Source organism: Kordia sp., assembly GCF_045105435.1.
Taxonomy (GTDB): Bacteria; Bacteroidota; Bacteroidia; order Flavobacteriales; family Flavobacteriaceae; genus Kordia.
This window is the reverse complement of sequence record NZ_JBGCDL010000114.1, coordinates 19,706-30,639: the sequence shown is the minus strand read 5'-3', so window position 1 is coordinate 30,639 and position 10,934 is coordinate 19,706. Positions and strand designations below refer to the sequence as shown.

Below are 10,934 nucleotides of genomic sequence, written 5' to 3'. Positions count from 1 at the left end.
CAATTATACTGTAGTCTTTTTGAAGAAAAAAATTATTCTCTAGATAGATTTTATCATTTTCTCAAAATTTTCTTTATCAATTGCAGATTTATTAATTGATGCTCTGTAGTTATAAATAGTATTAACAGAATATCTTAAGATTTTTGCTATTCTTGAGCTATTAGTAATCCCTAGTTTTATAAGCGCAAGTATTCTTAATTCTGTATTTAATATCGTATAATCTGTTAATACAATTTGTTTTTCTGGTTTTAGTAAAATATTGACATCTTTAACAAAACTTGGATGGATATGTAAAAATGAATTATCAAAATTCTTATTGAATATTTGTAGCTCTTCATTAATAAGCTCTTTAGATTTAGATAATTTCAGTAATGCATTTATTCTATTTGCATTTACATATTTACTTACTAGTTTTCTGTAGACATCTAGTTTAGTGATGTATTCTGAATAGAGGTTCAAAAAATTACCTATATAATGCTCCTTAATTTTATCAACTTCTGAAAGTTCTAGATAGAGGCTTTTTAATTCTTCATTTGCAACTTTCAATTCATTTCTTGCACGTGAAACTTTTTTTACTTGCTTGTAAACAGAGTAAATTGCTACTAATAAAAATGCAGCTAAAACACTAATAAACATTAGCGAATACTCTAGTTTATGTTTTTGTTTTGCAGTTTTCTGCTCGTATGCTTTTGTGATTAAAGGCATATTATTAGCTATATCTACAAAGCGTAATCGCGAATTATAAAACTCTGCATCATCGTAAGAAAAATTTATGTATTGATGCGCTCTGTCTATATCTCCTTCTGTAAAAAGAATTTTTGCTAATGTACCCATTGAAGCATTATCCTTTACAGATGCTTGAATATCTGATATAGCAGAAAGCGTTAAATATTCTTTTTGTTTGGTGAATTCGTTTTTCAACTCATACAATAAAGACCTTTCAAAATTGATTAAAGAGAATAATCTAGAACCCATTTGCACTTTTTCTAGCCTTTGCGAGTTAATTTTAAAAGCCATATCCAAATTACGACTATCCCTATATTGCTTTTCTTTCAGTCTTAAAGCATCTTCTTTATTTGGTTTTAATCTAGAATATAAAGAATCTTGGTATGCTGTATATAGTTTTGAATAAATTAATCTATTACTGTTTACTGCAGTATTATACGCCAGACCAGAATAACCTTCTTTTTGAGCAATGAAATAGTCATTAATTAATGATTCAGGAAGCGAGTTTCGGTCTATTTCACTTAAAGCATCAATAGACTCTTTAAATCGACCTGTATTAACCAAAAGCAATCCCATTTTAAGTTTTGCTTCATCCAGTAATAAATGATTATTAAGTTTTTTACCTATTTGAATGTTTTTTTCAATGTACTGAAGTGCTTCGTTGAAACTATAAAACTGATATTCTTCAAAAATGGCATTGCTTATTCTATATTGCTCTTTAAGATTATTTGTTTTATTACATAATTCAATAAGAGATTGTATTCTTCCCTCTTTTTGTTTATCGTAAAATTCTTTTTTTTGTATTTCTTTTTCAAGTTGTATTGATAATGAATCTAATTCATTATTTGAGTGTAATATATTGAAAAACAATAAAGCAATAAATAATTTTTGCATAGAATTACTATAAAATAACAAATGTAATTGATTATTTTATATTAATGAAGAAACTCAACTACAATCAAAAAATATTAAAATTCTGTCGCAACATTTAACAAAAATCATATAGAATTTAATACATTAGTTTAACCTAACTTTTTTTCAAGATTTATTTTTTTTAGTTTACTTTTTAGAGCATTAATATCTTCGCTAACCTTTCTTTCAATAACTTTTGCGTAAATTTGAGTAGTTGCAATTTTAGTATGACCTAGAAGTTTTGAAACCGTTTCTATTGGCACACCATTACTTAAAGTTATAGTTGTTGCAAAGGTATGTCTAGCAATATGAAAAGTGAGGTTCTTTTTAATGCCACATAAATCTGCAATTTCTTTTAGGTAAGAATTTAGTTTTTGATTTGAAATATTAGGGAATAAAGTTTTTGTTTTCTTCGTTTTAATATGCTCTTTATATTTTTCAATTAATTCTTCAGCCATAGGCAAAATAGGTATTTTAACTTTATTGTGAGTTTTCTGTCTGCTTGTAATTATCCATCTACCGCCATCTATACCAATTGCAATATTATCATAGTTGAGGTTCATAACATCTATATACGATAAACCTGTATAACAACTGAAAACAAATAAGTCCTTAACGAGAGTTAACCTCTCTATTTCAAATTCTTTTATAATAATATTCTGTAATTCATCTTCTCTTAAAAACTCACGTTCATTCTTAATATAAGTTGGTTTAAATTTTATAAAAGGATCTTTGTTTATCCATTCCATCTTATACGCTAATGTTACCATCTTACGAAGTCGTTGAATATGCTTCATTACTGTATTGTTTTCCATTTTTTTTTGATGGTCCTCTGGAACATACGAGCGTAAAAACTTTTCAAAGTCAACTAAAAATCGAAACGTAAGTTGTGATAAATAGATATCTTGTATTTTCTTTTTAGAAAGGAATAGCTTAATGTATTTTTGAGTAGTAAAGTAATTCTTTAAAGTACCATAAGTTAATGACTCACTCATTTGGGTATTATGGTAATCTACTAATGTTAATAAAGAATATTCTTCGTTATCTTCCCCTAAAAAACGAGCTTTAATAGATTGAGCACAGATAAAGGCTTTTTCTTTTACTAGTTCATTATAAGCTTCAAAAATTCTATTATTAACTTGGTCTAAATACCGATTTAATAATCGTGATTCTTGTTTTGTTCCTCTTGCTCGTCCTTTACTAGAATTCCATTCGGAAACAACTACTTTTCTTTTTAGGCTAATGTTAGCTCGTTTACCATTTACCGTTATTCTTGCATAAACAGAAACTTGATTGTTTTTTGCTCGCGAAGCATTAACCCAAAATAATAGGTTAAAATTTGTTTGTGATTGCATAGTTGTCGTCTTTTTAGTTAAACTAATTTTTAGACGAAAGTCAAATCAACTATTTCAATTATAATGTTTTAAGTCTTAATTCGGTTCACACTTTATTAGTTTTAAATGTGTTAACCGAATTGTTAACCGAATTAAATCATATTGATTCAATTCTTATGATTACTCAAAAACTATAAAACCTTGTAAATCATACGACTTACAAGGTTTTAGTTTCTATTGGTATTAATTTTAGTCGGGGTGGCAGGATTCGAACCTGCGACCTCCGCGTCCCAAACGCGGCGCGATAACCGGGCTACGCTACACCCCGAAAAAGTTATCTAAAATTGGATTGCAAATATAGAGCTTTTCTCTTAACAGAAAAGCAAAAACTATTTATTTTTAAAATAATTTTCAATAGTATAAAATCAAAATCTAAAAAACACTTCAAATCAAATGATATTAATGGTTTAACAACATTTAAAAAGTAATATTTCACGATTGAAATCAGATTCTAAAGCATTCATTTTTATACAATTACGCACTTTCAAAACAGCTGTATTCTAACAACGAAACGATCTAAACTCTTTTCTATAACAATAATGAATAATTTACTTAATTTTGTAGCATCTAAAAAACACGAAATATATGCTCATTATTGGTATTGGCGGAGGAACTGGAAGCGGAAAAACTACAGTAGTAAACGAAATTATAAAACAATTACCCGAAAATGAAGTTGGAGTCATCTCTCAAGATTCTTACTACAACGATACTTCACACTTAAATTATGAACAACGTACAAAAATCAACTTTGATCATCCACGATCAATTGATTTTGATTTGTTATGTGAACATTTAAAAGAGTTAAAAAAAGGAAACGAAATTGATCAACCTGTATATTCGTTTGTAAAACACAATCGTACTGGCGATACCATTCACACATTACCAAGAAAAGTGATGATTGTGGAAGGAATCTTAATTTTAACGAATTCAGAATTACGTAAAATGTTTGATATAAACATCTTTGTACATGCCGATTCTGACGAACGTCTCATCCGAAGAATAAAACGCGATATCACACAACGTGGACGCGATATTAACGAAGTTTTAGCACGATATCAAACCACATTGAAGCCAATGCACGAACAGTTTATTGAGCCTACAAAAGAGTTTGCTGATATTATAATTCCAAACAATCGCTACAATACCGTAGCCGTAGATATTGTGCGCACAATTATTAGTGAACGATTATCCTAATATTTAGTACATTTACACGTATAAAACTACAACAGCTCGCTTGAAAACATGAAACTGAACAAGTTCAAAAATATATACATCATTATCTCAGCCATATTTATTGTATGGATGCTATTTTTAGATGCAAATTCTTGGTTTTTTACACACAAAGAACTCAACAAACAAATTGAACTTTTAGAGGAGCAAAAAGCGAACTTAAATCAATCCTCCGAAAATGATAATAAAAACATTCTAAAGTTTTCAAGCCTAGAAGAACTAGAAAAATTTGCGCGCGAACACTTTTATATGAAAAAAGAAAACGAAGTTATTTATATCATCGAATACGAGGACAGCATAAAAACAACCACCAATGAGTAAGTCACTATTTCACGAATTTGATGCTGTTTCAGCAGCGCAATGGAAACAAAAAATACAAGTCGATCTTAAAGGTGCCGATTACAACGAAACCTTAGTAACAGCAACACACGAAGGTATTGATATTACGCCTTTTTATCACCGTGAAAATTTTGGCGAAACACAAGTTATAACAACAAAAACAACCAATTGGAAAGTAACGCAACACATTGAAGTTACAAATGCTAGTGAAGCAAATAATACGATTAAAGATGTATTGGCAAGAGGCGCCGAAAGTGTCGTGTTACAAATTACAAATGAAGACGTTACTATCACTGAAATGCTTGCTGATATTGACGTGCAAACTGTTCCTATTCATATTGAAATGGACTTTTTGTCGGTTTCGTATTGTTCAGATATTCACGCTTTCGCGAAAGAGAACGCTGCAAGTATCACCATTGGAGTTGATTTGATAGGAAACTTAGCTTCCACAGGAAATTGGTTTGAGAATCTTACGAAAGATCATGAAGCGCTAGCACAAATCCTTACGTTTGATGATCTCAAAAGCGTACTTACTGTTCGCTTGGATACCTACCAAAACGCAGGCGCAACAATGGTGCAACAACTTGCCTACGCACTTGCACATGCAAATGAATACTTGAATCACTTTGGTTCAACCATTACAAACACAATCACGTTTAAAGTAACAGTTGGTACACATTATTTCTTCGAAATTGCAAAATTGAGAGCCTTACGACATTTATGGAGCGTATTGGCAAAAGAATATAACATACAACAAGCCTGTATCATTATTGCTTCACCTTCAAAACGTAATAAAACGCTGTATGATTATAATGTAAATATGTTGCGAACTACAACCGAATGCATGAGTGCCGTTTTAGGTGGTGCTGATTTTGTGTACAATCTTCCGTACGATGCGTTGTATCATCATGCAAATGAATTTGGCGATCGTATTTCAAGAAATCAATTGCGCGTTTTAAAAGATGAAAGCTATTTTGATAAAACAGACAATCCAACCGAAGGTTCGTATTATATAGAAAGCATCACGCAGCAACTTGCCGAAAAAGCACTTACGTTGTTTAAAGATATTGAAGCCAATGGCGGATTCTTAAAACAACTCAAAGCAGAAACAATACAACGTAAAATAAAAGAAAGTGCTGCAAAAGAGCAAGCATTATTTGACGAAGGAAAGGAAATACTCTTAGGAACTAACAAATATCCAAATCCTAAAGATCGTATGAAACACGATTTGGAAATAACACCTTTTTCAAAAATTGAAGTTGAAAAAGTAGTAGTAATTCCAATTGGTGTTAGGCGTTTGGCAACTAAAATAGAAAAAGAAAGACTTAAGAATGAATAAAACGATATATATAATACTACTCAGTTTTTTCTTCATTCAATGTGAAGATGACAAACATATTGCTGTTTCTAACAAAAATGTGCCTGGAAAATACATTCACTTAGAAAGTGAAAACATTTACCTTTTTGTTCCTGAAAAAGTAAAATTATTTTCCTTGAATGAATACAAAGGATTCGTAAATAGTATTGAAGATCCTAAAATTCGAGAGATAGAACGTGCTCGCTACTTAAATATGAAATACGGACCCGATAAGTCGTATATCATGCGAAGTGAAGATCTGGAAATTGATGTTGCCTACATGTCTATTCCGCATATTGAGATAGACAAATCTATTTCGCAAACGCTGCTGCAATTATTGAACAGGCAGCACAAAGAAAATGGTAGAGTGTTAGGTTTACAAAGTTCTTTTAGTCGCGCAGGAATTATAAAAAAAGGACGTGATCGAATTTTTAGAGCCATCTTTTTATACAAAGGACACGATTTGGTAACTGGTAAAGATGTACAAATTTATACCTACTTTTATGTGGCAAACCAAAAAGGAAAGACATTTGTATTAAGTTTCAACTCCAAAAAGGCGTATGATTTTGATGCGTACTTTCAAAAAATAAGACTATAAAATGGGCAGAAAAGATATACAACATATTACACTTGATAACGTCACGAAAACGTTTGAAAAACCAAAAACTACTGCTTCATTTACCACAGCAGAAAATATTGAAGTAAAAGCTTCATACAGCAAAGAAGATATTGAAAATGTAGCACATCTTGATTTTGTAGCAGGAATTGCACCCAATCTTCGCGGACCGTATTCTACAATGTACGTGCGCAGACCTTGGACAATTCGCCAATACGCAGGATTTTCTACCGCAGAAGAAAGCAATGCTTTTTATAGAAGAAACTTAGCAGCAGGACAAAAAGGATTGTCAGTTGCCTTCGATTTGGCAACACATCGCGGTTATGATAGTGATCATGAACGTGTAGTTGGTGATGTTGGAAAAGCCGGAGTTGCCATTGATTCTGTTGAAGATATGAAAATTCTTTTCGATCAAATTCCACTCGATAAAATGTCCGTTTCCATGACTATGAATGGTGCCGTTTTACCAATTATGGCATTTTATATTGTGGCAGCGGAAGAACAAGGTGTATTGCCTGAAAATTTAGCTGGAACGATTCAGAATGACATCTTAAAAGAATTTATGGTGCGTAATACGTACATTTATCCGCCATCGCCATCCATGAAAATTATCTCTGATATCTTTGAATATACATCGGCAAATATGCCAAAATTCAACAGTATTAGTATTTCCGGATATCACATGCAAGAAGCTGGCGCCACCTGCGATATTGAACTTGCATATACGCTGGCAGATGGTTTGGAATACATTCGTAAAGGACTTGCCGCAGGAATGGACATTGATACCTTTGCGCCTCGCCTTTCTTTTTTCTGGGCAATTGGAATGAATCATTTTATGGAAATTGCCAAAATGAGAGCTGCAAGAATGTTGTGGGCAAAATTGGTAAAACAATTCAATCCGAAAAATCCAAAATCACTCTCTTTACGTACGCATTGTCAAACAAGTGGTTGGAGTTTAACGGAGCAAGATCCGTTTAATAATGTTGCTAGAACCTGTATTGAAGCGGCGGCAGCAGCTTTTGGTGGCACGCAAAGTTTACATACCAATGCCTTGGATGAAGCTATTGCGTTACCAACGGACTTTTCTGCACGGATTGCACGTAATACACAAATTTACCTGCAAGAAGAAACCAAAATCACTAAAACGGTTGATCCGTGGGCAGGAAGTTATTATGTGGAGAAATTGACAGACGAAATAGCGCAGAAAGCCATGCAACTGATTGAAGAAGTTGAGGAATTGGGCGGAATGACGAAAGCTATTGAAGCGGGAATTCCGAAAATGCGCATTGAAGAAGCGGCGGCACGAAAACAAGCACGAATCGATTCTGGACAAGATGTAATTGTGGGTGTTAATAAATATAGACTTGACAAAGAAGATCCTTTACATATATTAGAAGTAGACAATCAAACAGTTCGGAATGCACAATTGGCGCGTTTGGACGAATTGAAGAAAAACCGAAACACATCCGAAGTTACAGAAGCGTTAGAGAAACTGACAACAGCGGCAAAATCTGGTAAAGAAAATTTACTTGCATTAGCAGTTGATGCAGCGCGTAAACGTGCAACTTTAGGTGAAATTTCAGATGCACTTGAAATTATTTTTGGAAGATATAAAGCACAAATTAAATCATTTTCAGGCGTGTATAGCAAAGAAATTAAAGACGATAGTTCGTTTCAGAAAGCAAAAGAATTGGCTATAAAATTTGCTGAATTAGAAGGTAGACAACCGCGAATTATGATTGCGAAAATGGGGCAAGATGGACATGATAGAGGCGCAAAAGTAGTTGCTACAGGGTATGCTGATGTTGGTTTTGATGTAGATATTGGACCTTTGTTTCAAACGCCTGCCGAAGCTGCCAAACAAGCCATGGAAAATGATGTACATATTTTAGGGGTTTCTTCGTTAGCGGCTGGACATAAAACCTTGGTTCCGCAAGTAATTGCAGAGTTAAAGAAATACGGTCGAGAAGATATTATGGTCATTGTTGGCGGTGTTATTCCGCATCAAGATTATGAGTTTTTGTTTGCTGCTGGCGCAGTAGCCGTTTTTGGTCCTGGAACAAAGATTAGTGAAGCTGCTATTCAATTGTTAGAGATTTTGATTGACGAATAAGTTTTTTTTGAATAAAGAATCTAGATCGCTCTTTGCTCTTGGAGTCAAGATTGGAATTGATTCAATAGTATCTTTGAATATCTAAAAATAAATTTCCTCACGAATACGGATTGATATCTTTATAATCAATGATACCATTTGTAGGAACAAACATGATTTCTGGAATTGGAGATTTAATAATTTCACTATCTCTTCCTAACATGCCATCATCTGCTGGATCGTATTTTATGATTTCTTTTTCAATTGTTGGATAAATTTTTTCAACATGCTTCACAAACTTGTAATTATCTCGATTGTATGAAGGACATTCTTCTTCGTTTTCAAATTTGGTGAAATATTTTGGAGAAGAAAACCAATACATCATCAGCGCAATACCTTTGTCACAATTTTTATTTTCAAGGATTTTATACAATTTCGTATATCCATCATCCCAATTATGTTTTCTTGCTCGCTTATACAAGTTTTCCGTTTGTTTCATGTTTATTCTTTTGATAAATATATAAAAACTACCTGAAAACACGTATTATTTCCGATACCAATCCACTTCAAATTCTTTTAAAATGGAGTCGTTTAGTGTATCCGCATGCAAGGTTTTAAATAATTCCGTTTCGTGTCTGCTTTGTATACCGCCGCCAACTCTGATTAACGCATCGATATAACGTACAAAGTCTTCCGATTCAGCACCAAACCGATTTCCTCTGATGATTTTCTTCTTCACAGGATATACGCCACTTCGAACTCGCAACGCTTGTTTTGCTGAAAAACCTACAGTTACAAAATCGAATTTTTCAGCCAATTCATACGCAATTTTTGGAACACCAGAATTTGTATAACCACTTACAATTTCTACGGTTTCGTCAGTATGTTTTTCTTTTATTTTCTGAAATTCGTTTTGTAATATCTCATGCGCAGCTTTTTGATCAAACTGATTTCTGCTAAATCCTACAATTCCATATTTTACTGTTGGTTTCACTTTTATTTTTAATTATTTATTTAGCGTCAAAAATACACAAATAACTTTCAAGAGCAAATTTGATTCTATAATTTATCTTTTTCCATTGTGCTGCGTAGTTTGTTTGTTTGTTTTTATATTTTAGTTCGACTGAATCTTATATCTTTAAAACCAATCCGATGAAAAAAATACTTGTGATTACCGTTTTTATGTTGAGTTTCAGTTGGCTGTCTGCACAAAACATGAACAATACGAAATTAGGCGAAATTTTAACGAAACATGCGGATACCATTCAAAGACAAACTGGAAATTGGCGTTTTGCTATTAATGACAAGCTTTTTGTATGTTTGACAGATGAAAAAAATAATAGAATGCGAATTATGTCACCCATCACAGAAGTTTCAAACGTAGACGAAACGATTTTAAAAAACTGTTTAACAGCAAATTTTCACACGGCTTTAGATGTAAAATACGCCATTTCTGATGCTATTATTTGGTCCGTTTTTATTCATCCATTAAAAGAACTTTCAGACGCGCAAGTTATTGATGCCATTTCGCAAGTATACAACGCTAATTATACGTTCGGAACTATTTATTCGAGCACAAATTTGTCCTTTCCAGGCGCTATTGGACAAGAGAAAGAGCAACCGAAAGAGATTAAATTGAAGAAACGAAAAATATAATTTATGAGTTGGATACACATGATTCCGTTCGAGAAAGCAACAGGAAAACTCAAATCAATTTACAGCAAAATAAAAGGTCCAAACGATCAAATTGATAATGTGTTGGGCATTCACAGTTTGCGTCCGCACACGTTGACAGGACACATGAGTTTGTACAAAAACACCTTACATCATTCCAACAATACGTTTCCAAATTGGTTTTTAGAATTATTGGGTACATACACGAGTTTCATTAATAAATGCGACTATTGTTATGAACATCATTTTGCAGGTATGAAGCGTTTTTTAGGTGATGATACAAAAGCCGATTCCATCAAAAAGCATATTGAAAATAACTCGTTAGCCAGTATTTTGTCTGAAAAAGAAATGTCGTTGGTTCATTATGCGCAAAAATTGACGTTCGCTGCCGCAGATTTGACACGCGATGATATTGATACACTTCGCCGTTTTGGGTACGACGATGGTGAGATTTTAGAAGTCAATCAAGTGGTTTCCTATTTTAATTATGCTAACAGAACCGTTTTAGGTTTAGGCGTCAATACTGCTGGTGAAGTATTGGGTTTATCGCCAAGTAATAAAAGTGATGAAGCTTCTTGGGAGCATCAATAAACG

At 32.9% G+C, this 10,934-nt stretch carries 11 protein-coding genes and 1 tRNA gene; 7 read left to right on the top strand and 5 right to left on the bottom strand.

Annotated elements, in window-relative coordinates:
- Positions 1–39: 39 nt before the first annotated feature.
- From AB8B65_RS05740 to AB8B65_RS05730, 3 genes are all read right to left on the bottom strand, one after another.
- Complete coding sequence (locus AB8B65_RS05740; protein WP_405299902.1) at positions 40–1,620, bottom strand: DUF6377 domain-containing protein; 1,581 nt, start codon at positions 1,618–1,620, stop codon at positions 40–42.
- A 128-nt stretch (positions 1,621–1,748) separates the two neighbouring features.
- The gene (locus tag AB8B65_RS05735; protein ID WP_405299901.1) at positions 1,749–2,993 is read right to left on the bottom strand and encodes a site-specific integrase; all 1,245 of its coding nucleotides are present in this window, start codon (positions 2,991–2,993) and stop codon (positions 1,749–1,751) included.
- 232 nt (positions 2,994–3,225) lie between these two features.
- Positions 3,226–3,300 (bottom strand) — tRNA-Pro (locus tag AB8B65_RS05730).
- Between the two features lie 317 nt (positions 3,301–3,617).
- On the opposite strand from AB8B65_RS05730, the gene udk reads away from it, so the two are divergent.
- Genes udk through scpA form a run of 5 tightly spaced genes read left to right on the top strand, consistent with a single transcriptional unit; the run spans position 3,618 to position 8,687 of the window.
- Positions 3,618–4,226: a uridine kinase gene (gene udk, locus AB8B65_RS05725; protein WP_405299900.1), complete on the top strand. Its 609-nt coding sequence runs from the start codon at positions 3,618–3,620 to the stop codon at positions 4,224–4,226.
- 48 nt (positions 4,227–4,274) lie between these two features.
- A complete protein-coding gene (locus tag AB8B65_RS05720; protein ID WP_405299899.1) occupies positions 4,275–4,583 on the top strand; it encodes a septum formation initiator family protein in 309 nt (102 codons plus the stop codon).
- Positions 4,576–5,940 (top strand): methylmalonyl-CoA mutase subunit beta, encoded by a 1,365-nt coding sequence (locus tag AB8B65_RS05715; RefSeq protein ID WP_405299898.1) that lies wholly within the window; start codon positions 4,576–4,578, stop codon positions 5,938–5,940. The genes AB8B65_RS05720 and AB8B65_RS05715 overlap by 8 nt, the downstream gene beginning before the upstream one ends.
- Positions 5,933–6,556 (top strand): hypothetical protein, encoded by a 624-nt coding sequence (locus tag AB8B65_RS05710; RefSeq protein ID WP_405299897.1) that lies wholly within the window; start codon positions 5,933–5,935, stop codon positions 6,554–6,556. Before AB8B65_RS05715 ends, AB8B65_RS05710 begins: the two co-directional genes overlap by 8 nt.
- A gap of 1 nt (position 6,557) precedes the next feature.
- Entirely contained in the window at positions 6,558–8,687 is a 2,130-nt protein-coding gene (scpA, locus tag AB8B65_RS05705) for a methylmalonyl-CoA mutase (RefSeq protein ID WP_405299896.1), read from the top strand.
- 97 nt (positions 8,688–8,784) lie between these two features.
- Here the strand turns inward: scpA and AB8B65_RS05700 are convergent, their stop codons facing one another.
- Together AB8B65_RS05700 and AB8B65_RS05695 are read right to left on the bottom strand one after the other, a co-directional pair.
- A complete protein-coding gene (locus AB8B65_RS05700) occupies positions 8,785–9,165 on the bottom strand; it encodes a DUF4274 domain-containing protein (protein ID WP_405299895.1) in 381 nt (126 codons plus the stop codon).
- Between the two features lie 45 nt (positions 9,166–9,210).
- Positions 9,211–9,660, bottom strand: a complete 450-nt coding sequence (locus AB8B65_RS05695) for a hypothetical protein (protein WP_405299894.1) — start codon at positions 9,658–9,660, stop codon at positions 9,211–9,213.
- Between the two features lie 158 nt (positions 9,661–9,818).
- Between AB8B65_RS05695 and AB8B65_RS05690 the strand changes: the two genes are divergently transcribed.
- Together AB8B65_RS05690 and AB8B65_RS05685 are read left to right on the top strand one after the other, a co-directional pair.
- Entirely contained in the window at positions 9,819–10,322 is a 504-nt protein-coding gene (locus AB8B65_RS05690; RefSeq protein WP_405299893.1) for a hypothetical protein, read from the top strand.
- 3 nt (positions 10,323–10,325) lie between these two features.
- The gene (locus tag AB8B65_RS05685; RefSeq protein WP_405299892.1) at positions 10,326–10,931 is read left to right on the top strand and encodes a carboxymuconolactone decarboxylase family protein; all 606 of its coding nucleotides are present in this window, start codon (positions 10,326–10,328) and stop codon (positions 10,929–10,931) included.
- Positions 10,932–10,934: the final 3 nt, after the last annotated feature.

Bases quoted from the DNA above. Each gene is read 5' to 3' on its own strand.
- AB8B65_RS05740 (WP_405299902.1), bottom strand. From the start codon at position 1,620: ATGCAAAAATTATTTATTGCTTTATTGTTTTTCAATATATTACACTCA.
- AB8B65_RS05735 (WP_405299901.1), bottom strand. From the start codon at position 2,993: ATGCAATCACAAACAAATTTTAACCTATTATTTTGGGTTAATGCTTCG.
- udk (WP_405299900.1), top strand. From the start codon at position 3,618: ATGCTCATTATTGGTATTGGCGGAGGAACTGGAAGCGGAAAAACTACA.
- AB8B65_RS05720 (WP_405299899.1), top strand. From the start codon at position 4,275: ATGAAACTGAACAAGTTCAAAAATATATACATCATTATCTCAGCCATA.
- AB8B65_RS05715 (WP_405299898.1), top strand. From the start codon at position 4,576: ATGAGTAAGTCACTATTTCACGAATTTGATGCTGTTTCAGCAGCGCAA.
- AB8B65_RS05710 (WP_405299897.1), top strand. From the start codon at position 5,933: ATGAATAAAACGATATATATAATACTACTCAGTTTTTTCTTCATTCAA.
- scpA (WP_405299896.1), top strand. From the start codon at position 6,558: ATGGGCAGAAAAGATATACAACATATTACACTTGATAACGTCACGAAA.
- AB8B65_RS05700 (WP_405299895.1), bottom strand. From the start codon at position 9,165: ATGAAACAAACGGAAAACTTGTATAAGCGAGCAAGAAAACATAATTGG.
- AB8B65_RS05690 (WP_405299893.1), top strand. From the start codon at position 9,819: ATGAAAAAAATACTTGTGATTACCGTTTTTATGTTGAGTTTCAGTTGG.
- AB8B65_RS05685 (WP_405299892.1), top strand. From the start codon at position 10,326: ATGAGTTGGATACACATGATTCCGTTCGAGAAAGCAACAGGAAAACTC.